Source organism: Marinobacter sp. H13 (assembly GCF_059072335.1).
Genome location: NZ_JCACRU010000001.1, coordinates 2,572,466 through 2,596,029 on the forward strand (window position 1 = coordinate 2,572,466; position 23,564 = coordinate 2,596,029).

Sequence of the window (23,564 nt, forward strand, 5' to 3'; positions counted from 1 at the left end):
AACTACTGATGGAACCGGGATTCTACCTTAGCGGCCTGGTGGCGGTGCTGGCCACGGTCGGTCTTATCAGCGGCTCCAGTCCGGTGCATGCGGTGGTGTACCTGATTGTTTCGCTGATTGCCGTCGCCCTGGTGTTCTTCGCCCTGGGTGCGCCCTTTGCCGGTGCTCTCGAGATTATCGTCTATGCCGGCGCCATAATGGTGCTGTTCGTGTTCGTGGTGATGATGCTCAACCTGCGTCCGGAGGCCAAGCGGGATCCCCTGTGGCTACGTCCGGGCTACTGGCTCGGGCCGTCGCTGCTGGCTCTGGTGTTGCTGGTGGCGCTGGTGGCGCTGATCAGCGACGGGCAGGCAGGCATGACCATTGACGGTGAGCTGATAACCGCCCGGGACATCGGCCTCACCCTGTTCGGCCCATGGCTGATAGTGGTGGAGCTGGCCGCCATTCTGCTGCTGGCGGCGCTGGTGACGGCGTCCCACGTGGGCCGGCGCAACAAACCCCGGGGCAATCGCAACCGTGGAGGCACCCGATGACTGGTATCCCGATGGAGCATGGCCTGATCCTGGCCGTTATTCTGTTCAGCCTGGGGTTGGCCGGGTTGATGCTGAGGCGCAGTATGCTGTTCGTTCTCATGAGCCTGGAAGTCATGCTCAATGCCGCCGCGCTGGCCTTTGTGGTGGGCAGCACCGCCTGGAACCAGCCGGACGGGCAGGCCATGTTCCTGCTGGTCATCACCCTGGCGGCAGCCGAGGCCAGCGTCGGCCTGGCGCTGATGATACAGCTTTACCAGCGTTTCCGTTCACTTGAGCTGCACGAAGTCAGCAGGATGCGTGGATGATGATGGCTGCGACTTTACTGTCATTTCTGTTACCTCTGGCCGGTGCCATTGTTCTCGGCTTTTCCGGCGGGCGGCTGGGACCGCGGGCCAGCGCGGCCATTGGCGTGGGCAGCGTGGGGCTGGCCGCGCTGGCCACCGCCTGGGCCCTGCTGACCTTCTCCGGCGACAGCCAGGGGTTCACGCTCTGGACCTGGGTTTCCGTGGGCGAGTTCCAGCCGACCATGGGCGTGGTGGTTGATCGTCTCTCGCTGGTCATGATGTCGATCATCACCGGCGTGGGTTTCCTGATTCACCTGTTCGCTGTCTGGTACATGGTGGGCGAGGCCGGTATAACCCGCTTCTATGCCTGGATGAACCTGTTTGTGTTCAGCATGCTGGTGCTGGTGCTGGCCGATAACCTGCTGTTGCTGTTTCTCGGTTGGGAAGGCGTTGGCCTTTGCAGCTACGGCCTTATCGGCTACTACTATCAGAACGAAGCTAATGGGCGGGCGGCGTTCAAGGCGTTTATCGTGACCCGCACAGGTGACGTATTCCTTGCCCTGGGGCTGTTCCTGATCTTCGTGGAACTCGGCACCCTCGATATCGGATTGGTGCTGGAGCAGGCACCACGGGTCTGGGCCGAGGGGAGTGTCACTGCCAATCTTGCGGCATTGCTGGTCCTTGGCGGTGCCCTGGGCAAGTCTGCACAGGTGCCGCTGCACACCTGGCTGCCGGATGCCATGGCAGGCCCCACTCCGGTGTCGGCCCTGATCCACGCGGCCACCATGGTGACCGCCGGCGTTTATCTGATTGCACGCCTGAACGGGCTGTTCCTGCTGGCACCGGATGTGATGTGGCTGGTGGGCATCATCGGAGCCCTGTCGCTGTTGCTGGCGGCCTTCGCGGCCCTGGCCCAGACCGACATCAAGCGGGTGCTGGCCTATTCCACCATGAGCCAGATCGGCTACATGTTCCTGGCGCTGGGGGTCGGGGCGTTTGACGCGGCCATTTTTCACCTGATGACCCACGCCTTCTTCAAGGCATTGCTGTTCCTTTCAGCCGGGGCCGTTATCATCAGTTGCCACCATGAACAGGATCTGAGCCGGCTGGGTGGGCTCTGGCGCAAACTGCCGGTCGCCTATGCCGGTTTCCTGGCGGGGGGCGCGTCGCTGGTGGCATTGCCGCTGGTAACCGCGGGCTTCTTCAGCAAGGACGAGATTCTCTGGCAGGCCATGGCCTCGGGCCACTACGGACTGTTCGCGGCGGGTCTGACCGGAGCCGTGCTAACCGGCCTGTACACGGTGCGGCTGATCCTGGGCATTTTTCATGGCCAGCCCCGCAGTGATCATGCACGCCATCCCCGGCCGGGCACCAGTCCCCTCAGGCATCACCTGCCTTTGGCAATCCTGGCCGTGCTTTCCACCTTCGTTGGTGCCTGGCTGTACCCGGGGCTTGAGGTGGTGTTCCCGCCGCCCCCCGATGATGCCACGAACGCCGGCCACACCCTGTTTCAGTTCCTGGCGACCGGAGCGGTGCTTGCTGGCCTGGCTCTGGCTGGCTGGCTGTTCCTGGCGCGGCGCCGGTGGCTTGACGCAAAGGTCGGTCGGGGCCTGGGGGCGCGGCTCTGGATCCTGTTCAACCGGGCCTGGGGCTTCGATGCCCTGTTCGACCGGACACTGGTCCGGCCCTGGCAGGCCCTGGTACGCGTGCTGCGTTTCGACTTTATTAACCTGGGGATGAACCTGCCGGCCGTGATTGCCCGCCTGTGCAATGCGGGCCTGGTGCGGTCCCAGGACGGCCAGCTGCGGACTTACGCCAAAGTGATGGTATTCGGTGCCACGGTGATACTGGTTGGCCTGGTAATGACTCAGGGAGGTGGCGCATGATTCTGTTCTGGCTGATTCTGATTCCCTTCCTCGGTGGCATGCTGTGCTGGCACTCGGAGCGTTGGGGCGAACAGGCGCCGCGCTGGATTGCCCTGGCCACCATGCTGTTCGTGCTGGCGGTCAGCGTCGTGCTTTGGGCAGGCGGTGATTTCAGCGCCTATGGCGCCGGCGAGAGACCGTGGCTGCTGGAGTGGCGAGTCCCCTGGATTCCTCGTTTTGGCATCGAGATTCATCTGGCTCTGGACGGCTTGTCGCTGATCCTGATTGCGCTGACCGGCTTTCTCGGTGCCTTGGCGGTACTTTGCTCATGGAAAGAGATTGTCGAGCGGGTGGGCTTTTTTCATCTGAATCTGCTGTTTGTTCTGGGCGGCGTGGTGGGTGTGTTTCTGGCGCTGGACCTGCTCCTGTTCTTCCTGTTCTGGGAAGTGATGCTGGTACCCATGTATTTTCTGATTGCCCTCTGGGGGCACAGCGGCTCCCCGGGGCAAACCCGGATTCGTGCCGCCACCCGCTTCTTCATCTACACCCAGGCCAGCGGCCTGCTGATGCTGGTGGCGATCCTTGCGCTGGTGTTCGTGCATTACACCAGCTCCGGCGAGATAACCTTCAGCTATGACGCACTGTTGAACGCCGACGTGCCCGACAATCTGTCCTTCTGGATTATGCTCGGGTTTTTTATTGCCTTTGCGGTGAAGCTGCCTGTCGTGCCTTTTCATGGCTGGCTGCCGGATGCGCACGCCCAGGCGCCCACTGCCGGCAGCGTGGACCTTGCGGGCATTCTGCTGAAAACCGCCGCCTACGGCATGCTGCGCTTTGCGATTCCGTTGTTTCCGGAACAGTCCCAGGCCTTTGCGCCGGTGGCCATGGCGCTGGGGGTCGTGGGTATTATTTACGGCGCGGTCCTGGCCTGCGGCCAGCAGGATATCAAGCGGCTGATTGCCTATGCCAGCATATCCCATATGGGGTTCGTGCTGATTGCCGTTTATTCCGGATCCGAACTGGCGATCCAGGGCGCAATCGTACTCATGGTGGCCCATGCGTTCTCCAGTGCCGCTCTGTTCATTCTCAGTGGCCAGCTCTTTGAACGCATTCATACCCGGGATATGCGTCGCATGGGCGGGCTCTGGGGCCGAATACCGGTGTTGCCCGGCGTGACCTTGTTTTTCCTGGCGGCCTCTCTGGGGATGCCCGCCACGGCCAATTTCCTTGGCGAGTTCATGGTACTGTTCGGTACCTTCCGCAGCGCTCCGGTGGTGGTGGTCATCGCCAGCGCCGGGCTGGTGCTTGGCGCGATCTATTCACTGCTGATGATGCAGCGGGTGCATTTCGGTCGCGAACAACAACCGGGCCTGCTCGCGGGTCCGGATGTGCGGGAGTACGGCATGATGTTGGCCTTGATCGGACTCACCCTGGCAGTGGGCCTGAATCCGCAACCCCTGCTTGATACCACGGCGTCAATGGTCCGGCCGGTGGCGGACCTGTTCATGGCGGGCCCGGTCCGGGCAGGAGGGATGAACTGATGCTGACCCTGATCGATCTTGTGGGGCTGCTGCCCCTGCTTATTGTCGCCTCGACAGCCGTACTGGTAATGCTGGGCGTCGCCTGGCGACGCCACCACGGTGGTACCGCGGCGGTCACTGTCAGCGGTCTGGCCCTGGCCCTGGCGAGCCTGCCGCTGGCCTCGGCCGCGCCCTCTTCGCCGCCGCTGATGATCTTTGACGGCCTTGCCCTCATGGGCAGCGCGCTGGTGTTGGTGAGCGGCCTGTTTATCGCCGCCATGAGCCATGGTTACCTGGCCGGCTACAGGGGGCCGCGGGAAGAGTTTTACCTGCTGTTGCTTTGCGCGGTAACGGGTGCCCTGGGCCTTGTGGCCAGCAACCACCTGGCCACCCTGTTCATCAGCCTTGAATTGCTGTCGATGCCTTTGTACGGCATGGTGGCGTACAGTTTCCGGACAGAACGGTCCCTGGAGGCGGGGATCAAATACCTCATATTGTCCGCCGCCGCCACCGCCTTTCTGCTGTTTGGCATGGCGTTGATCTATGCCCGCACCGGCCACCTTGAGCTGACGGCACTCGCCGCGGGGGTTGCTGGCAGTCCGGACCCCTGGATTCTGGGCGGCGCCGCACTGTTACTGGTGGGGCTGGGGTTCAAGTTGTCCATCATACCGTTTCACCAGTGGACACCGGACGTATACCAGGGAGGTCTGGCGCCGGCGACCACTGTGCTGGCCACGGTGAGCAAACTGGCGGTGTTTCTGGTATTGCTGCGGCTGGTACTGGTGGCCCCGGTCTTCGGCAGTGGATGGCTCCTTGGCCTGATCAGCCTGCTGGCTCTTCTCAGCATGTTCGGTGGCAACCTGCTGGCCCTGTTCCAGCCTGACCTGAAGCGCCTGCTGGGCTACTCTTCCATCGCCCATATGGGCTACCTGCTGGTGGCCGTTATAGTAGGTGGCCCCCTGGCGTTGGAAACCACCGGGGTTTACCTGTTCACCTATATTGTGGCCACCATGGGGGCGTTTGGCGTGATTATGCATGTCTCCGGCACCGGCAGTGGCGAGGATGCCTCCGGGTTGCACCATTACAGGGGACTGTTCTGGCACAGCCCCTGGCTGGCAGCATTATTGACTCTGAGCATGTTGTCCCTGGCCGGCATTCCGCTGACCGCCGGATTCTTCGGTAAATTCTATATCATCGCCCTGGGTGTGGAAGGCAGCCGGTGGTGGCTTGTTGGAGGGATCGTTATCGGCAGCGTTATCGGGCTGTTCTACTACCTGAGGGTGATCGTCACCCTGTATCTGCGCGAACCGGGTATGCAGCAGGCGGTGGCGGATGCCGGCCGGGGTCGGGTAGAGAAACTCGCCCTTCTGATTGTTGCCGTCTCAATACTGCTGCTGGGTATTTACCCGGTGCCGTTTATTGACTGGGTGGCGGGTCTCGCCTGGGCGGCCAGGCTTCTTTGACTTAAATCAGTATAGCCTCGGCTGGTTTCAGATTGTTCCCTATTTTCAGTGTCAGTTCAGTTGTGGGTGATTAACTGTCATTTTCAAGCCGAAGAACCGGAGCGATCCTTCTTCAGCTCACTGACGAGGAGGCGAAATGAATACGAAGTTTTGCAAAGTGACTGCGATCTTCTCCAGCCTGGACTTGAAGAAAGTAGAGGATGCGCTGATCGCGGCTGGTTTTTCCGGTATGACTGTGTCTAAAACCCATGGCCGTGGCAGATATAAAAACTACTATGCCAAGGACACCATGGCCGATTCCGTTCGCGTGGAGATATTCACGGAAGCCGAGCAGGCAGACGAGATCGTTGACCTCATTGCCCGAACGGTGCACAAGGGGCTTGCCAGCGACGGAATCATAGCCGTGCTGCCGGTGGAAGACCTGCTGCACATCCGTGACTTCAAGGAGGCCCAGTGATCGGGTATCGCTGTGTCTTATGTCTTTGTGACAAGGTGAGGGGAAGGCGGGTGCGGACATGATGGGCGTCAACGAGGCTGGGACTGGTATCGGAGCCATGATGTCAGACAACAGAAATGGCGCGGTCGAGATTGCCGGCGCCGGGCCGGCCGGGCTGGCAGCCGCCATCACACTGGCGCGCGCGGGGCGGTCAGTCATCGTGCATGAGGCCCGGGCCGAGGTGGGGCACCGCTTCAAACGGGACCTTCAGGGGTTGGAGAACTGGAGCACGCAGCAGGATGCCCTGGCGGTGTTGCAGGAACTCGGAATCACCACCGACTTCAAGCGAGTTCCATGCCGCCGGGGTACCGCCTTTGATGCCTGGGATTCCCCGTACGCCATTGAGAGCATTGAGCCGCTGTTCTACCTGGTGGAGCGTGGCTCCGGGCCAGACACATTGGACACGGCGTTGCTGAGACAGGCCAGGGAACTGGGCGTGCAGGTGCATTTCAAAAGCCGGCTGCGGCATGCCCGGGGCCCGGCCATCCTGGCGACTGGCCCAAAGGCCGCCGATGCCATTGCGGTCGGCTATCATTTCGATACATCCATGCCGGACGGTTTCTGGGCAATTTGTGATAACAACCTTGCCCCTAAAGGGTATGCCTACCTTTTGGTAATGGGAGGCAAGGGAACGGTAAAGAGTTGCATGTTTACTGGTTTCAGGGATGAAGCAAAGTATGTGGAGCGAACTGTCAGTGCGTTTCAGAGGCTGGCCGGCATGGAGATGATGAATCCTCAGCCGCACGGCGGTGTTGGAAACTTCCGTATCCCTGTAACCGCATTGTCCGGGGTGCACCCGGTAGCGGGTGAGCAGGCCGGTTTCCAGGATACGCTGTGGGGCTTCGGGATGCGCGCGGCCATCACCTCCGGCGTGCTGGCCGCACGCAGTCTGCTGCATGGTGACGACTACAACCGGCTTTGGCGAGAATCCCTGGAGCGTCCGATGGCGGCGGCGTTGGTGAACCGCGCGTTTTATGGGCTGCTGGGTAACCGCGGTTATCGCTGGTGCATGCGCCGCCAGGAAAACCATCTGGATGCGCGCGAGTTTTTGCGCCGTCTCTACCGGCCCACACTTGCCAGGCGTCTGCTGGCGCCGTTGGCGGGTTTGCATTTGCGGAGCCAGCGACGGGATATAAGCTGCAATCACGTCGACTGCGGCTGTATCTGGTGCCGGCATGGCCGGGAGTGGCATACGTAATGCCAACCGTTCGCAAGGACTTCGGAGTTGAGTGATGGATGAGTCGATCAGTCACAGTGGAACATCGTATTATTGTGATCGTACTTGTCTACGTCTGGCAATGGTGGCAATCATCAATAGTGTAGTGTCGCTGACCGCCACACTCGTGATTGGTGTGGATGTGCAGTTGTCTGTAGGGCGGTTTATATGATGCCCGGGGCTCCGGCATTCATTGCTGGGGGTGATCGCGGCCCTGACGTCTGAGATCAAGCCAGCCTCTGTAGAGCCAACGCAAACCAAAGAGCGAGACTGTTGGAACGATAATCCACTGCGCTAGAGGGGCGATACCTGTGCCAAGGAAGGGAAACAGGGGCATAGAATCATTGTAGCTCCAGCGCTGGCCTGCGCCTGTGGCCCAGGCTTCAAAGACTATGGTTATAAGCAGACCGGTAGCAAAATACGCTCCTAAAGCATGGCGGCGCCACCGCCCCTGTATCCAAAAGCCATCTTTAGTTGCCGCTGCGGCGACGCCATAGGCAAATAGTGCAATATTGGCATCGCCGATTGCCGCCCGCGTGCACAGCCAGACGACCGCACCATGGGACGCCTCCATCATCCCTGTAAAGAAAGGCACCTGGATCATTTCCCAAAAAAAATGCAGCAAAAAGCTGACAGACCAGATTAAAAAAAACAGGAACCAGCCTCTACGTGATGGTCGACGTGAACAATGCATAATCTATCCAGCCAATCTAATAACTTCAGGCAGCCGAAGTTGAAATCGCAACCCTTCATCGCAGCGGCCTCCTGACCACCCGATAATTCGGAAATGGCCAGAACCGGTCCACCCAAAAACAACGGCAGCAGCAAGGAGATAACTCGTCGGTTCATTGCGGCCATCTCGATTTCATGCGCCAAATGGTCGGATTGCATGCTTGGCGCCCAGTATGCCTTTCAATAGTGAGCAATCATAGCACCTCTCCAAGATGGGCGCTGGGGGCGAAATAGCCTCTTTGATGCGTCGGCAGGTCTGACAGTCTGACGGGTGGGGATGTCAGTACGAAAATCGGGAAAATGAAATTTAGCTGAAAATTCAGGTTCGTTTCAGTTGACCACTACAAACTTTGTGCGTCAAGATTAAATGCCGTTTAACTGGCACATCCATATTGAGGCAATAAATCGTTGTCGATATGAAAATTAAAATAAGGAGTTTCAGGTGAGCAAAATCTTCAAATCAATAAGCGCTCCGCTGGCGATAGCTTTAGTAGCAACACCGGCGTTGGCCGCGGAGCCGGTCGGGCGTGCGTCACCAACCGTAGAAGACCTGAAGGTTGAAATAAATCAACTGACGGCTGAAGTGGAAGAGCTCAAGAAAGGCGATTCCCCCTTCACGGTGAACGGTTATTACCGCCTTCAGGCTACCTCAGAAACACAAAATCTGGCCGCGCGTGGAGAAGAGTTTGGCGCGCCCAGTGATAGCAGCAAAGCCTTTGTTGATCAGCGCCTGCGTGCAAAGATCACCGGCGACCTCAACGATAACGTGAGCCTGGTTTGGTACGGTGAGCTCGATTCTCCCTGGGGTGAGAAGGGAAGCTGCCAGGGTGACAATTGCGGCAAACTCAGCGCCGACGGCGTTGGCGTTGAGACCAAAAATGTCTACGCTGAACTGAAGGTGCCGAACAGCGACTGGAAGGTGCGAGCGGGCGTCCAGGGGTATGGCTTCGGCAAGTACGAGAGCCTTGTTACCAACGACGACATGAATGGCATCTCCTTTGCGGGCAATGTTGGTATGGCCACGCTGACAGGTGGCTGGTTCAAGTGGGAAGAAAACGATAGAGATTCTGCGGACGACGTGGACTTCTACATGTTGAGTGCCGAACTTCATCCCAGCGAGGTTTTCCACTACGGCCTTACCGGAGCTCAGATCAGCAACAGCAGTCCGGATGCTCTGAATGGTACGGCGGCTCGAACGGATGACAACTATTTCGGTGCCTACGCCGATTTTACCTATAACAAAATGGCCTATAGCGGCTCGGTACTTTACAAAAAGTCGTCCGGGCGTGACTCTGACGCAACAGATGGCGACACGTACATGTTGAATCTGTATGCCCAGAGGCATTGGGGCAATGCAAGCCTCAAGATTCACGGCATCTACATCCCGGCTGACGACAGCAGCAACGGTGCAGATCGCTTCGCGGCAAACCAGTCAGGCTGGGAGCTGAATAGCAGCAATCTGCAAATCTTCGGAACAGACTTCTACTACAACAATGGTGCCCAGGGTGCTAGGTCAGTTAAGGATGCGGCTTACCAAGGGTATGGTCTGATGGGGCTGATAGTCTCGGGTCATCAGGAACTTTCCAACGACTACTACCTGAAGTACGGCACAGGATACTTCCGCGCTGCCGACGACGCGCCCGACAGCGCTGCTCAGGCCAACGGCTCAACCCTTGGTACTGAAGTCGCTGCTCAGCTTGGTAAAAAGTTTGCCGGCGTGTATGACATCAGCCTCCGCGGTTCTTACGGTTTCATGGGAGACTTCTACGGAGATAACCCGGAGGATACCTATAAGGTCGTAGCTATGGTCAATATCAGTTACTGATCAACGTGTAATTTCATGATCTGATACAACGGCCGGGCCTTAGTCCGGCCGTTTGTCATTGAGCCGAACATGCGGAAGGTCGGCAATGATTTTGACGAAATCCTCCAAATGAGGACACTAGCTGACCCACGCAAAGGGGCCAGCCTTTTCTACTGGGCATTATCGTACTAAAACCACCACCGGACGCCCGCCACGAAGCTGGAGGACTCGACGTCTTCCCCCTCGCGCTCACGAAGGTCCTCTGTGTTGCCCAGAAAGCGGGTGTAAGAAACACCCACGTAGGGCGCAAACTCCCTCGAAAAGTGGTATCTCAGACGGAGCCCCAGGCCCACATTATTGATGCCACTACCGACGCCCCACTCCTCAACATCGCTGAAGGCAACGAGCGTTTCGCCGCGGCCCTGCAAAATGAGCCTTTGGGTCAGCAGCCAGTCGTACTCGGCTTCAAGATCGTATGACACGTCACCGTCGTCGGTGACTCGGAGATTTGTGTCTACCTCAAACCAGTAGGGGGCAAGTCCCTGCAATCCAACAATGGCCGAATAGCGCTCCTTATTAGGGCTGGGGCCAAACGTTGTCTGGGCACCCAATCCTGTCTGTATATCCCAGAAGCGATCGAAGCGATAGCTGTACTGCACATCAAAATTTTCGATGTCGCCGCTGTCGCTGGATAGATCAGTCTCACCTTCCGTTTCGACCCAGAGCCGATTGCGATCTTTACCAATCCAGGCCTGGGCGTCCCACAGGGCCAATTCGTTGTCGCCGTCACGCTGGTATTCCATCCGGTCAAACAGAACCTGGCCAAACACCTGGTTGTCGTGTATCGGCAGCGTCCAGTCCGGTTCGGCCTGAACGCCAGTACCGGCGGCGCCGGCTCCCGAGGCAAGCGCTAAGGCTGAGGCACCCACAACCCACTTGATGCGATTCATCATAATGTTCATCCCCTATCCCGTTAAACGACCGACACGACACGAAACATGCCTGCGTCCATGTGGTACAAAAGGTGGCAATGGAAAGCCCAGTCACCCGGTGCATCCGCTGTGATCAGCGCGGATACACGCTCGCCGGGTTTGACGGAAATCGTGTGTTTGCGTGGACGATATTCACCTGCACCGGTTTCCAGTTCCATCCACATGCCATGCAGGTGAATGGGGTGATCCATCATCGAGTCGTTGACGAGGATCAATCGCAGGCGCTCGCCATGGTAGAACTTGACCGGGCCATCGACTTCAGAGAACTTTTTGCCGTCGAACGACCACATGTAACGTTCCATATTGCCGGTAAGGTGCAGTTCCACCTCGCGTTCGGCCGGGCGCTTGTCGGGCCAGCCCTCAATGCTCTGCAACTGGGAATAAGTCAGCACCCGATGGTTGGCTGTTTCAAAGCCTACACCAGGGTCATCCAGACGCGATTGCGGGCTGGAAGCCACCATGGCTGCGCCGGGACCGTGATTGTCGGGGCCATGGGATATCGGCCGACCCGCCGTCGGGACCTCATTCATCGTTGCTTTGTCGGAGTTCATCTTGCTCATTCCCGAGCCGGTGCCATCCATCATCATTTTGCCATGGGCTTTGTCGTTGCTGCCTGACATCATTTCCATCTTGCCACCCATGTCCATGCCGCTGTCCATGTTCATATCGCCGTCCTTGCCCATGGCGCCCATGCTCATCGCGCCCATGCCCATGGCGGCCATACCGCGCTCGGTTCGCGGATACATGGGCGGCACTGGCGCCTCCACTCCCTTGCGGGTAGCCAACGTTCCGTGCACATACCCCGACCGATCCTGTGACTGGGCAAACACGGTGTGAGCCGTGTCGGTTGGCTGTACAATCACGTCGTAGGTTTCCGCCACGCCAATGCGGAATTCATCCGTTTCTACGGGTTGCACTGGTTGGCCGTCAGCGGAAATAACCGTCATCGGGAGGCCCGGGACACGGACATCAAAGAAGGTCATCGCCGAGGCATTGATGAATCTCAGGCGAATTTTCTCGCCGGGACGGAACAGCCCGGTCCAGTTGCTGGCGGAAGGCGACCCGTTCATCAGGTAGGTATATTCAGAAGCGGTTACATCCAGAATATCCCGGGGGCTCATTCGCATTCTGCCCCACATGCCGGCTTTGCTCCACGCAGCATCCCAGCCCATGGTTTCAACATCCTTGAAGAAGTCGCCAACGGTGCGCTGGTTGTAGTTGTAGTAGCCCTCCGCCACTTTCAGATTCCGGAATACGTCGTCGGGAGAATCAAAGGTCCAGTCGGAGAGGACCACAACGTATTCGCGATCGTAGGCCACCGATTCCGGCTCGGCAGGATCAATGATAATCGGCCCATAATGGCCCAGCTGTTCCTGAAGGCCAGAGTGGCTGTGGTACCAGTAGGTGCCGTGCTGTTCGACCGGGAAACGGTACTCAAACGTTTCGCCGGGCATGATGCCGGGAAAGCTGACGCCAGGAACGCCATCCATCTGGTACGGCAGAATCAGACCGTGCCAGTGAATGGATGTTGCCTCCGGTAGCGTATTGGTGACACGCAAGATTGCCTCGCGCCCCTGTTTGAGGCGCACCAGAGGCGCTGGCAGAGTGCCGTTGATGGTGATGGGCTGTTCCGAGACTCTGCCCCCTATCTTGAGAGGTGTTCTCGCGACGGTCAGGTCGTAGATGTCAGCGCCATTACGCACGGTGTGAAATGCGTTCGTGTTGTCCAGTTGTCCTCTAGCATAGGCCGGCAACAAGCTGTCGAAACCGGCAAGAAGTCCCATCGTGGCAGCTCCTTGGATAAGGCGCCGCCTGGACACACCTGCATAGAAATGTCTATCGCTCATAGGTTGCTCCTAAAACCATGTATATACAGCTTCTCGCGTTCGTGGCTCGATTGTTGACGCTACCCGGTGCAACTGAAATCAAACTGAAAAGTCGACCGGTAACCCCCCATTTTTAACGGGTTGCTGTTTTTCTGGGGAGTTGCCGTTACTGGTACAATCCATGGCAGACTGGCGAAACTTTCCCACCACGAAAAACGGCGCTTACAAATGAAAATTCTGATTGTTGAAGACAATGCGGTACTTGCCAAAAAAATATCGGACTGGCTTGCGCAGGCGCACTACACAGTCGATGTCGCCAAAACCGGCAAAGAAGCAGACTCGTTGATTGAAACAAGCTCCTACCAGGCCGTTATTCTCGATATCGGACTGCCCGATGAAAATGGACTGTCTTTAATGCAAAGATGGAGAAAAAACGGGAAAAAAGAGGCCATCCTTATTCTGACCGCACGCTCCAACTGGACTGAGAGAGTAGAAGGGTTGAACGCGGGTGCCGACGATTACCTTCCCAAACCGTTTGAGTTTGATGAACTGAAAGCCCGGCTCAGTGCGATTATCCGCAGAAAGGACGGCAGAACGACAGACCAGATCAGCGTCGACGGATTTCATCTCAACGCCACCTACCGAACGCTTACCACGCCCGACCAGAAAGAGTTCAGACTGACAGCTACGGAATTCCGCCTTTTGCAGTGTTTCCTCCGTTCACCGGACCGGGTGTTTTCCCAGGACGACCTGGTTGAAACCCTCTACAACATAGAAAGATGCCCCACCAGAAATGTTGTTCAGGTCTATATAGCCAGGCTCAGAAAAATAATAGGGGGCAATAAAATCAAGACTTTGCGTGGCCAGGGCTACTTCTTCGAAAAAGATCCTACTGGCTGAACGCCCGAACGAACCAGGTCAACATATGCCAGCTCCAAAGAGTATCCGAAGAACAGCCATTCAGTATGGGGCTGTTTTCAGCCTCGTCTATTTCACCCTGATATTCTTTTCACATGCCTACGTGATAAAACAACTATCGGACGAGTCCAGGAAACAACACCTGAGTAAAGAGCTGGAAAACTTTCAGGCAATCATTGAAGCCGAGTCCCCGACAACTGACGACCTCAGGAACATGATCCATCAGTTTGAAATGCTTCTGGGGCATGCCATCATCATCGAAACGGCAGGCGGGAGCGTCCTGACGAGCAACAACTTTGACCTGAGCCAAATGCAGGGCGTTGTGGATAAGCCCGAGGGTTTTATTCACATAGCGCAGGGCGCGAACACGCTTTTTGGGCTTAGACGTACGTTCACTGCTACTGGAAAGCTGGCCTCAATCACCGTTCTTGAAACCGAGGGGGCGCTCTCTGAACGACCGCTGAAGGCCCACCTGACATTGCTCGATGCCTCGGCCGTTCTTCTGGCGATACTGCTGGCACTGATTGGAACCACCACACATCTGACGTTAAAGCCCATCAGTAGGATAAAAGAGGACCTGAGACGGCTCCAATCCGGGAAACAAAGTCGTCTGAACCCTCACGTGCCGGAAGAGTTTCGTCCGCTGATCCGGCAGCTCAATGATTTGCTCGAGCTGTCAAACCGGCGGCTGGACCGCCACCGCCGCCTGAATTCCGATCTCTCTCACCTGGTCAAAACCTCTATTTCTGCCAATCTTGCCATTTTGTCGGATATCGATACCTTGCCTCCGTCCCGGGAGGATGTTGTGTTTATGGCCTCTAACTTGCGGGAGCTTGACAAATCCCTGAAATACCGGATGAGCAAAGCAGACATATCAGGCAGACAGATGGGACGGACGTGCATGCCGGTTGAAATCACGGCAAGTGTCATCACCGTTATGGAAAAAATCTTCCCTGACACGGTTTTTCGCCTCCACACCAACTTACCTGAAAACTTCAGCTGGCCAATGGAGCGACAGGATCTTTCAGAGCTACTTGGCAATTTACTCGAAAATGGCGGGAAGTGGTGCCAGACAACCGTCGACGTTACAATCGCCCGCACGTCATCAGGACTCTCCATAGAAGTAGCGGACGATGGCCCCGGAATTTCTCCCGAGGCGGCAGCCACTGTCATGAACAGGGGTGCCAGGCTGGATGAAACGGTCGCGGGTTTTGGGCTCGGATTGTCCATCGTGTCCGAGATTGTCGAAGACAACCTCGGACACCTGGAAATCGGATCCTCGAAAAACGGAGGAGCCAGGATTCTGATTTTACTGCCATTTCCGGACTAGATCACTGCCAAAAGGCCAGCCATCTTGAAAATCCGGCCTTCAAAGACTCAGTTTTAGCAGTAATCAGCTGCGTCATTAATCATTCTTCGAGTTTAATTCAGAATCAACGGGGTCATTCTGGCTGTCTGTTGGCGGAAGATCGATCGAGAATAGCTGGTACCGTTCGTTCTCCCCCAACTTCTGAGCGTCAGTGGCCCGCGGACCAAGAACCTTATCTACCGCATCGTTTGGAATTGCGGCAAAGACCCTGGCGTACCCGTCAGCGTCCAGCAGACTGTCGAATTCTGTGGAGGTGATTTCGACAGCGTCGCCCAACGAATAAAAACGTGCGGAAAATGGCATCTTGCCAATGTAAAAGATTGGACCGTCTCCCGCTTGCTGAATGCTCTCATACCGGCCTATCAATTGCTTCTCGGTTTTTAGTGGTTTTACTCCGCTCACACCTATGAACACATAAAGGGTAATGAGAACGGGTGCAAGTAATACAGCACCCGACCTGATTCTGGACCAGGGACGTAAATTGAGCTGCGACACCCATCCGGCAATCAGAATGGCCGAGAACGGCAGAGAAGGAAGTATGTAAGTCCAGAGCGTGTTGCCTGCCAGGGTAAAGAACAGCATTGGCGTTATCGCACAAAACAACAGATACAGCGTTGAGGCGTCTTGAACAGCACCAGTGAATATATCCTTTGTTTTGCCTCGCGCCGCCGCAAGGCCAAAGCCAACCAAGCCAATGATACCCCAGGGGAATGAAGCCCAAAGCCAGAATATCCAGATCATGCCCTTGGGCCGGTCATGGGCACTACCGTACAAATCGCCAGCCCACCCGGGGTGCAGAAACCGGCTAAAGTGTTCGCCAATGATGAAATAGTTGAGGAACCCGGGCGTTTTCAATTCAGCGAGCACGTACCATGGCACGGCAATCGCCAGTGTCAGAAGTGAGCCAAGAAGCCAGGGTAATTTTTTTAACGGTTGTAACTGCTGCCTGAAAATAGCAGCCCATAGCACCAGGGGGGTAACGGTCAATACAACAGCCAACGGTCCCTTTGACAACAAGCCGATAGCCAGGCCCACGAAAAACCACCAGCGCCAATAGTCAGACCGGCCCGAAAGCACGAACCACATGCTCACCAGAGAGAGGGTCGTTCCAAAAACCAGGAATGTATCCGTCATGACTGCGCCAGCACTGATATAAGTGAGTGCCATCGTGGAAAGCACAAGAGTAGACCACCGAGCGACCGCAGCACCTCGCGCATGATTTGCGAGGCACCACGTCAGCCATACGATTCCAATCGTGGCGAACCATGCCGGTAGCCGCAATGAGAATTCAGACAGTCCAAATATCTTTAGAGAGGCCGCTTGAGCCCAGAATGACAGGGGAGGCTTCCCCCAGAACGGAACGCCGGGTTCAAACCAGGGCGTTATCCAGTCCCCGGATTCAGCCATTAACCGAGCGATTTCAGCGTATCGGGGCTCCGTTGTATCCACGAAGGGAAACAGCGTCATTCCGATAAAGCGACTGAACAATACGGCAGCCAGTACCCAGAACCAGGGCTCAAATCGCTTTATCATTCTTGACGCCTCTGAAGTTGCTGATTTGGTCTCGGCTTGATACCTCTTTGTTCTCGACCACTTCTTCGGTCAGATACAGTGGTCGCTGTTTCGATTCGATGTAGGTTTTGCCCACATACTCACCAACGATACCAACGCTCACCAGTTGTATGCCGCCCAGAAAACTGATGAGGGCGATTAACGATGGGTAGCCGTCAGTCGGATCGCCGAGCATTATTGCCTTCGCTACAATCCAGACACCGAACAATCCACCAACGGAGGCGGCCAGCAAGCCGACAAGCGTTGCCCATCTGAGAGGTGACACTGAGAAGGAAGTCAGGCCTTCAAGGGCCAGGCCGACCAGGCCCGGGTAGTCCCACTTACTCTCGCCAGCCACTCTCAATGCCCGGTCGTATTCGATGATCGTCGCTGGCATACCAACCCAGGCAAAGAGTCCCTTCATGTAGCGGTTGCGCTCTCCTAACCGGAGAAGGGCATCAACTGCCCGCCTGCTCATCAATCGGAAATCACCCGTGTCGACCGGGATTTCAGTGCGACTGGTCTTATTCAGCAAGCGATAGAAAAGGTGCGCACTCCAGCGCTTGAGAAAACTCTCGCCTACACGTGATCGACGTTGCATCAGAACGACATCAAAGCCGGACTTCCAACTCCTGACCATCTCGGGAATGTATTCAGGTGGATCCTGAAGGTCCGCATCCAGAACGATCACCGCATCCCCCTTGGCATGCTCCAGCCCTGCTGTTACCGCTGCCTCTTTGCCAAAGTTGCGGCTTAGCTTGACGAGACGGATGCTCGATTTCCTTTTAATGAAAGTCCTAACAAATTCGGCACTGCCATCCTCGCTACCATCGTCCACAACCACGATCTCCGAGCGAATATCGAGGCTCGCAAGGATCGGCAATACATGCTCAAAGAATAGGGGAAGCATCGAACGCTCATTGAACACCGGAACCACCAGGGAAAGCAGCTCTGATTCATTCGGCGCACGGGAAGTCTCAAGAGGTTTGTTCATGAAACACCAGCCTTTGGTAGACAACATAGTTAAATACAGCGACAGCCGCAGTGGTTAGAAGCTGAGCAGGCACAACAGAGATTTCAAACAGTTGATGCAGGACTAAAAAGATCAGAACGTTCAGGAGAGCTGCGAGTGAACAGGAAAAGGCATATCGCCAGATGGCCTGGATGTGTGGGCGTGCGTTTGGAAAGGCCAAAGTTCGCTGCAACCAGTAGTTGGTAACCGCTCCTACAACGCTTCCAGAAAAGGTGGCTGCTACGGGGGCCATGCCAAGCAGAACCAGGCCGGACATGGCCGCCCAATGGAAAAGGGTTGCCATTCCTCCGGCGGCAATAAATCCACTTATTCTTTTAAAGGGAACCTTCTTCATCCTGGCCGACACACCCGTGCCCGATGTTTCAACAACAATTCCGGAAATGGTGAACATTGACTCTTCAGAAACATCGGGCACCAGAATCTGGACACACCTGCATAGAAATGTCCATCGCTCATAGGTTGCTCCTAAAACCATGTATATACAGCTTCTTGCGTTCGTGACTCGACTATTGATCCTACCAGGTGAAACCGAAATCAAACTGAAAAGTCGACCGGTAACCCCCCATTTTTAACGGGTTGCTGTTTTTCTGGGGAGTTGCCGTTACTGGTACAATCCATGGCAGACTGGCGAAACTTTCCCACCACGAAAAACGGCGCTTACAAATGAAAATTCTGATTGTTGAGGACAATGCGGTACTTGCCAAAAAAATATCGGACTGGCTTGCGCAGGCGCACTACACAGTCGATGTCGCCAAAACCGGCAAAGAAGCAGACTCGTTGATTGAAACAAGCTCCTACCAGGCCGTTATTCTCGATATCGGACTGCCCGATGAAAATGGACTGTCTTTAATGCAAAGATGGAGAAAAAACGGGAAAAAAGAGGCCATCCTTATTCTAACCGCACGCTCCAACTGGACTGAGAGAGTAGAAGGGTTGAACGCGGGTGCCGACGATTACCTTCCCAAACCGTTTGAGTTTGATGAACTGAAAGCCCGGCTCAATGCAATTATCCGAAGGAAGGATGGCAGAACAACAGATCAAATCAGTGTCGACGGATTTCGTCTCAACGCCAGCTACCGAACGCTGACCACGCCCGACCAGAAAGAGTTCAGACTGACAGCCACTGAATTCCGCCTTTTGCAGTGTTTCCTGCGTTCACCAGACAGGGTATTTTCACAGGATGAACTGGTTGAAACCCTCTACAACATAGAAAGATGCCCCGCCAGAAATGTCGTTCAGGTTTACATAACCCGGCTTAGAAAAATAATAGGGGGCAATAAAATCAAGACTTTGCGTGGCCAGGGCTACTTCTTCGAAAAAGATCCTACTGGCTGAACGCCCGAACGAACCAGGTCAACATATGCCAGCTCCAAAGAGTATCCGAAGAACAGCCATTCAGTATGGGGCTGTTTTCAGCCTCGTCTATTTCACCCTGATATTCTTTTCACATGCCTACGTGATAAAACAACTATCGGACGAGTCCAGGAAACAACACCTGAGTAAAGAGCTGGAAAACTTTCAGGCAATCATTGAAGCCGAGTCCCCGACAACTGACGACCTCAGGAACATGATCCATCAGTTTGAAATGCTTCTGGGGCATGCCATCATCATCGAAACGGCAGGCGGGAGCGTCCTGACGAGCAACAACTTTGACCTGAGCCAAATGCAGGGCGTTGTGGATAAGCCCGAGGGTTTTATTCACATAGCGCAGGGCGCGAACACGCTTTTTGGGCTTAGACGTACGTTCACTGCTACTGGAAAGCTGGCCTCAATCACCGTTCTTGAAACCGAGGGGGCGCTCTCTGAACGACCGCTGAAGGCCCACCTGACATTGCTCGGTGCCTCGGCCGTTCTTCTGGCGATACTGCTGGCACTGATTGGAACCACCACACATCTGACGTTAAAGCCCATCAGTAGGATAAAAGAGGACCTGAGACGGCTCCAATCCGGGAAACAAAGTCGTCTGAACCCTCACGTGCCGGAAGAGTTTCGTCCGCTGATCCGGCAGCTCAATGATTTGCTCGAGCTGTCAAACCGGCGGCTGGACCGCCACCGCCGCCTGAATTCCGATCTCTCTCACCTGGTCAAAACCTCTATTTCTGCCAATCTTGCCATTTTGTCGGATATCGATACCTTGCCTCCGTCCCGGGAGGATGTTGTGTTTATGGCCTCTAACTTGCGGGAGCTTGACAAATCCCTGAAATACCGGATGAGCAAAGCAGACATATCAGGCAGACAGATGGGACGGACGTGCATGCCGGTTGAAATCACGGCAAGTGTCATCACCGTTATGGAAAAAATCTTCCCTGACACGGTTTTTCGCCTCCACACCAACTTACCTGAAAACTTCAGCTGGCCAATGGAGCGACAGGATCTTTCAGAGCTACTTGGCAATTTACTCGAAAATGGCGGGAAGTGGTGCCAGACAACCGTCGACGTTACAATCGCCCGCACGTCATCAGGACTCTCCATAGAAGTAGCGGACGATGGCCCCGGAATTTCTCCCGAGGCGGCAGCCACTGTCATGAACAGGGGTGCCAGGCTGGATGAAACGGTCGCGGGTTTTGGGCTCGGATTGTCCATCGTGTCCGAGATTGTCGAAGACAACCTCGGACACCTGGAAATCGGATCCTCGAAAAACGGAGGAGCCAGGATTCTGATTTTACTGCCATTTCCGGACTAGATCACTGCCAAAAGGCCAGCCATCTTGAAAATCCGGCCTTCAAAGACTCAGTTTTAGCAGTAATCAGCTGCGTCATTAATCATTCTTCGAGTTTAATTCAGAATCAACGGGGTCATTCTGGCTGTCTGTTGGCGGAAGATCGATCGAGAATAGCTGGTACCGTTCGTTCTCCCCCAACTTCTGAGCGTCAGTGGCCCGCGGACCAAGAACCTTATCTACCGCATCGTTTGGAATTGCGGCAAAGACCCTGGCGTACCCGTCAGCGTCCAGCAGACTGTCGAATTCTGTGGAGGTGATTTCGACAGCGTCGCCCAACGAATAAAAACGTGCGGAAAATGGCATCTTGCCAATGTAAAAGATTGGACCGTCTCCCGCTTGCTGAATGCTCTCATACCGGCCTATCAATTGCTTCTCGGTTTTTAGTGGTTTTACTCCGCTCACACCTATGAACACATAAAGGGTAATGAGAACGGGTGCAAGTAATACAGCACCCGACCTGATTCTGGACCAGGGACGTAAATTGAGCTGCGACACCCATCCGGCAATCAGAATGGCCGAGAACGGCAGAGAAGGAAGTATGTAAGTCCAGAGCGTGTTGCCTGCCAGGGTAAAGAACAGCATTGGCGTTATCGCACAAAACAACAGATACAGCGTTGAGGCGTCTTGAACAGCACCAGTGAATATATCCTTTGTTTTGCCTCGCGCCGCCGCAAGGCCAAAGCCAACCAAGCCAATGATACCCCAGGGGAATGAAGCCCAAAGCCAGAATATCCAGATCATGCCCTTGGGCCGGTCATGGGCACTACCGTACAAATCGCCAGCCCACCCGGGGTGCAGAAACCGGCTAAAGTGTTCGCCAATGATGAAATAGTTGAGGAACCCGGGCGTTTTCAATTCAGCGAGCACGTACCATGGCACGGCAATCGCCAGTGTCAGAAGTGAGCCAAGAAGCCAGGGTAATTTTTTTAACGGTTGTAACTGCTGCCTGAAAATAGCAGCCCATAGCACCAGGGGGGTAACGGTCAATACAACAGCCAACGGTCCCTTTGACAACAAGCCGATAGCCAGGCCCACGAAAAACCACCAGCGCCAATAGTCAGACCGGCCCGAAAGCACGAACCACATGCTCACCAGAGAGAGGGTCGTTCCAAAAACCAGGAATGTATCCGTCATGACTGCGCCAGCACTGATATAAGTGAGTGCCATCGTGGAAAGCACAAGAGTAGACCACCGAGCGACCGCAGCACCTCGCGCATGATTTGCGAGGCACCACGTCAGCCATACGATTCCAATCGTGGCGAACCATGCCGGTAGCCGCAATGAGAATTCAGACAGTCCAAATATCTTTAGAGAGGCCGCTTGAGCCCAGAATGACAGGGGAGGCTTCCCCCAGAACGGAACGCCGGGTTCAAACCAGGGCGTTATCCAGTCCCCGGATTCAGCCATTAACCGAGCGATTTCAGCGTATCGGGGCTCCGTTGTATCCACGAAGGGAAACAGCGTCATTCCGATAAAGCGACTGAACAATACGGCAGCCAGTACCCAGAACCAGGGCTCAAATCGCTTTATCATTCTTGACGCCTCTGAAGTTGCTGATTTGGTCTCGGCTTGATACCTCTTTGTTCTCGACCACTTCTTCGGTCAGATACAGTGGTCGCTGTTTCGATTCGATGTAGGTTTTGCCCACATACTCACCAACGATACCAACGCTCACCAGTTGTATGCCGCCCAGAAAACTGATGAGGGCGATTAACGATGGGTAGCCGTCAGTCGGATCGCCGAGCATTATTGCCTTCGCTACAATCCAGACACCGAACAATCCACCAACGGAGGCGGCCAGCAAGCCGACAAGCGTTGCCCATCTGAGAGGTGACACTGAGAAGGAAGTCAGGCCTTCAAGGGCCAGGCCGACCAGGCCCGGGTAGTCCCACTTACTCTCGCCAGCCACTCTCAATGCCCGGTCGTATTCGATGATCGTCGCTGGCATACCAACCCAGGCAAAGAGTCCCTTCATGTAGCGGTTGCGCTCTCCTAACCGGAGAAGGGCATCAACTGCCCGCCTGCTCATCAATCGGAAATCACCCGTGTCGACCGGGATTTCAGTGCGACTGGTCTTATTCAGCAAGCGATAGAAAAGGTGCGCACTCCAGCGCTTGAGAAAACTCTCGCCTACACGTGATCGACGTTGCATCAGAACGACATCAAAGCCGGACTTCCAACTCCTGACCATCTCGGGAATGTATTCAGGTGGATCCTGAAGGTCCGCATCCAGAACGATCACCGCATCCCCCTTGGCATGCTCCAGCCCTGCTGTTACCGCTGCCTCTTTGCCAAAGTTGCGGCTTAGCTTGACGAGACGGATGCTCGATTTCCTTTTAATGAAAGTCCTAACAAATTCGGCACTGCCATCCTCGCTACCATCGTCCACAACCACGATCTCCGAGCGAATATCGAGGCTCGCAAGGATCGGCAATACATGCTCAAAGAATAGGGGAAGCATCGAACGCTCATTGAACACCGGAACCACCAGGGAAAGCAGCTCTGATTCATTCGGCGCACGGGAAGTCTCAAGAGGTTTGTTCATGAAACACCAGCCTTTGGTAGACAACATAGTTAAATACAGCGACAGCCGCAGTGGTTAGAAGCTGAGCAGGCACAACAGAGATTTCAAACAGTTGATGCAGGACTAAAAAGATCAGAACGTTCAGGAGAGCTGCGAGTGAACAGGAAAAGGCATATCGCCAGATGGCCTGGATGTGTGGGCGTGCGTTTGGAAAGGCCAAAGTTCGCTGCAACCAGTAGTTGGTAACCGCTCCTACAACGCTTCCAGAAAAGGTGGCTGCTACGGGGGCCATGCCAAGCAGAACCAGGCCGGACATGGCCGCCCAATGGAAAAGGGTTGCCATTCCTCCGGCGGCAATAAATCCACTTATTCTTTTAAAGGGAACCTTCTTCATCCTGGCCGACACACCCGTGCCCGATGTTTCAACAACAATTCCGGAAATGGTGAACATTGACTCTTCAGAAACATCGGGCACCAGAATCTGGACACACCTGCATAGAAATGTCCATCGCTCATAGGTTGCTCCTAAAACCATGTATATACAGCTTCTTGCGTTCGTGACTCGACTATTGATCCTACCAGGTGAAACCGAAATCAAACTGAAAAGTCGACCGGTAACCCCCCATTTTTAACGGGTTGCTGTTTTTCTGGGGAGTTGCCGTTACTGGTACAATCCATGGCAGACTGGCGAAACTTTCCCACCACGAAAAACGGCG

Annotated in this window: 22 protein-coding genes; 12 read left to right on the forward strand and 10 right to left on the reverse strand. The window is 55.5% G+C overall.

All coding sequences use genetic code 11. The features are described from left to right. The first annotated feature begins 8 nt into the window (after positions 1–8). From nuoJ to AC5JQH_RS11905, 7 genes are all read left to right on the forward strand, one after another. Complete coding sequence (gene nuoJ / locus AC5JQH_RS11875; RefSeq protein WP_491713932.1) at positions 9–533, forward strand: NADH-quinone oxidoreductase subunit J; 525 nt, start codon at positions 9–11, stop codon at positions 531–533. Beyond that, positions 530–838 (forward strand): NADH-quinone oxidoreductase subunit NuoK, encoded by a 309-nt coding sequence (nuoK, locus tag AC5JQH_RS11880; protein WP_008169467.1) that lies wholly within the window; start codon positions 530–532, stop codon positions 836–838. Before nuoJ ends, nuoK begins: the two co-directional genes overlap by 4 nt. Continuing rightward, positions 835–2,703 (forward strand): NADH-quinone oxidoreductase subunit L, encoded by a 1,869-nt coding sequence (gene nuoL / locus AC5JQH_RS11885; protein WP_008169468.1) that lies wholly within the window; start codon positions 835–837, stop codon positions 2,701–2,703. The genes nuoK and nuoL overlap by 4 nt, the downstream gene beginning before the upstream one ends. Then, on the forward strand, positions 2,700–4,223 hold the full coding sequence (gene nuoM, locus AC5JQH_RS11890) for an NADH-quinone oxidoreductase subunit M (protein ID WP_008169470.1): 1,524 nt from the start codon (positions 2,700–2,702) through the stop codon (positions 4,221–4,223). The genes nuoL and nuoM overlap by 4 nt, the downstream gene beginning before the upstream one ends. Then, positions 4,220–5,665, forward strand: coding sequence for an NADH-quinone oxidoreductase subunit NuoN (nuoN, locus tag AC5JQH_RS11895; RefSeq protein WP_413540213.1), 1,446 nt, complete (start codon positions 4,220–4,222; stop codon positions 5,663–5,665). The genes nuoM and nuoN overlap by 4 nt, the downstream gene beginning before the upstream one ends. Before the next feature lie 136 nt (positions 5,666–5,801). Continuing rightward, the gene (locus AC5JQH_RS11900) at positions 5,802–6,122 is read left to right on the forward strand and encodes a P-II family nitrogen regulator (RefSeq protein ID WP_092031077.1); all 321 of its coding nucleotides are present in this window, start codon (positions 5,802–5,804) and stop codon (positions 6,120–6,122) included. A 100-nt stretch (positions 6,123–6,222) separates the two neighbouring features. Next, positions 6,223–7,359 (forward strand): NAD(P)/FAD-dependent oxidoreductase, encoded by a 1,137-nt coding sequence (locus AC5JQH_RS11905; RefSeq protein ID WP_158217735.1) that lies wholly within the window; start codon positions 6,223–6,225, stop codon positions 7,357–7,359. A gap of 208 nt (positions 7,360–7,567) precedes the next feature. Here AC5JQH_RS11905 and AC5JQH_RS11910 read toward each other — a convergent pair whose 3' ends face one another. Beyond that, positions 7,568–8,071 (reverse strand): hypothetical protein, encoded by a 504-nt coding sequence (locus tag AC5JQH_RS11910; protein WP_104270567.1) that lies wholly within the window; start codon positions 8,069–8,071, stop codon positions 7,568–7,570. Further along, positions 8,020–8,268, reverse strand: coding sequence for a hypothetical protein (locus AC5JQH_RS11915; protein ID WP_092031072.1), 249 nt, complete (start codon positions 8,266–8,268; stop codon positions 8,020–8,022). The genes AC5JQH_RS11910 and AC5JQH_RS11915 overlap by 52 nt, the downstream gene beginning before the upstream one ends. A 283-nt stretch (positions 8,269–8,551) precedes the next feature. Here AC5JQH_RS11915 and AC5JQH_RS11920 point away from each other — a divergent pair, with 283 nt between their 5' ends. Further along, entirely contained in the window at positions 8,552–9,934 is a 1,383-nt protein-coding gene (locus tag AC5JQH_RS11920; protein ID WP_493805613.1) for a hypothetical protein, read from the forward strand. 167 nt (positions 9,935–10,101) lie between these two features. On the opposite strand, the gene AC5JQH_RS11925 is transcribed toward AC5JQH_RS11920, so the two are convergent. Both AC5JQH_RS11925 and AC5JQH_RS11930 read right to left on the reverse strand, forming a co-directional pair. Further along, positions 10,102–10,875: a copper resistance protein B gene (locus AC5JQH_RS11925; RefSeq protein ID WP_493805614.1), complete on the reverse strand. Its 774-nt coding sequence runs from the start codon at positions 10,873–10,875 to the stop codon at positions 10,102–10,104. A gap of 11 nt (positions 10,876–10,886) precedes the next feature. Continuing rightward, on the reverse strand, positions 10,887–12,752 hold the full coding sequence (locus tag AC5JQH_RS11930; RefSeq protein WP_493805615.1) for a copper resistance system multicopper oxidase: 1,866 nt from the start codon (positions 12,750–12,752) through the stop codon (positions 10,887–10,889). 207 nt (positions 12,753–12,959) lie between these two features. Here AC5JQH_RS11930 and AC5JQH_RS11935 point away from each other — a divergent pair, with 207 nt between their 5' ends. After that, positions 12,960–13,631, forward strand: coding sequence for a response regulator transcription factor (locus tag AC5JQH_RS11935; RefSeq protein ID WP_493805976.1), 672 nt, complete (start codon positions 12,960–12,962; stop codon positions 13,629–13,631). 25 nt (positions 13,632–13,656) lie between these two features. Further along, a complete protein-coding gene (locus AC5JQH_RS11940) occupies positions 13,657–14,979 on the forward strand; it encodes an ATP-binding protein (RefSeq protein WP_493805616.1) in 1,323 nt (440 codons plus the stop codon). Between the two features lie 75 nt (positions 14,980–15,054). Here the strand turns inward: AC5JQH_RS11940 and AC5JQH_RS11945 are convergent, their stop codons facing one another. Genes AC5JQH_RS11945 through AC5JQH_RS11955 form a run of 3 tightly spaced genes read right to left on the reverse strand, consistent with a single transcriptional unit; the run spans position 15,055 to position 18,017 of the window. Further along, on the reverse strand, positions 15,055–16,551 hold the full coding sequence (locus tag AC5JQH_RS11945) for an ArnT family glycosyltransferase (protein WP_493805617.1): 1,497 nt from the start codon (positions 16,549–16,551) through the stop codon (positions 15,055–15,057). After that, positions 16,535–17,563: a glycosyltransferase family 2 protein gene (locus AC5JQH_RS11950; RefSeq protein WP_475165025.1), complete on the reverse strand. Its 1,029-nt coding sequence runs from the start codon at positions 17,561–17,563 to the stop codon at positions 16,535–16,537. The genes AC5JQH_RS11945 and AC5JQH_RS11950 overlap by 17 nt, the downstream gene beginning before the upstream one ends. Then, a complete protein-coding gene (locus AC5JQH_RS11955; RefSeq protein WP_493792038.1) occupies positions 17,547–18,017 on the reverse strand; it encodes a GtrA family protein in 471 nt (156 codons plus the stop codon). The genes AC5JQH_RS11950 and AC5JQH_RS11955 overlap by 17 nt, the downstream gene beginning before the upstream one ends. Positions 18,018–18,265: 248 nt before the next feature. On the opposite strand from AC5JQH_RS11955, the gene AC5JQH_RS11960 reads away from it, so the two are divergent. After that, a complete protein-coding gene (locus AC5JQH_RS11960) occupies positions 18,266–18,937 on the forward strand; it encodes a response regulator transcription factor (RefSeq protein WP_493792037.1) in 672 nt (223 codons plus the stop codon). A gap of 25 nt (positions 18,938–18,962) precedes the next feature. Then, positions 18,963–20,285, forward strand: a complete 1,323-nt coding sequence (locus AC5JQH_RS11965) for an ATP-binding protein (RefSeq protein ID WP_493805618.1) — start codon at positions 18,963–18,965, stop codon at positions 20,283–20,285. Positions 20,286–20,360: 75 nt separating this feature from the next. Here AC5JQH_RS11965 and AC5JQH_RS11970 read toward each other — a convergent pair whose 3' ends face one another. From AC5JQH_RS11970 to AC5JQH_RS11980, 3 genes are read right to left on the reverse strand one after another with little or no spacing between them, the layout of a single operon-like run. Beyond that, positions 20,361–21,857 (reverse strand): ArnT family glycosyltransferase, encoded by a 1,497-nt coding sequence (locus tag AC5JQH_RS11970; protein WP_493805617.1) that lies wholly within the window; start codon positions 21,855–21,857, stop codon positions 20,361–20,363. After that, on the reverse strand, positions 21,841–22,869 hold the full coding sequence (locus AC5JQH_RS11975) for a glycosyltransferase family 2 protein (protein WP_475165025.1): 1,029 nt from the start codon (positions 22,867–22,869) through the stop codon (positions 21,841–21,843). The genes AC5JQH_RS11970 and AC5JQH_RS11975 overlap by 17 nt, the downstream gene beginning before the upstream one ends. Next, entirely contained in the window at positions 22,853–23,323 is a 471-nt protein-coding gene (locus tag AC5JQH_RS11980) for a GtrA family protein (protein ID WP_493792038.1), read from the reverse strand. The genes AC5JQH_RS11975 and AC5JQH_RS11980 overlap by 17 nt, the downstream gene beginning before the upstream one ends. Between the last annotated feature and the right edge of the window lie 241 nt (positions 23,324–23,564).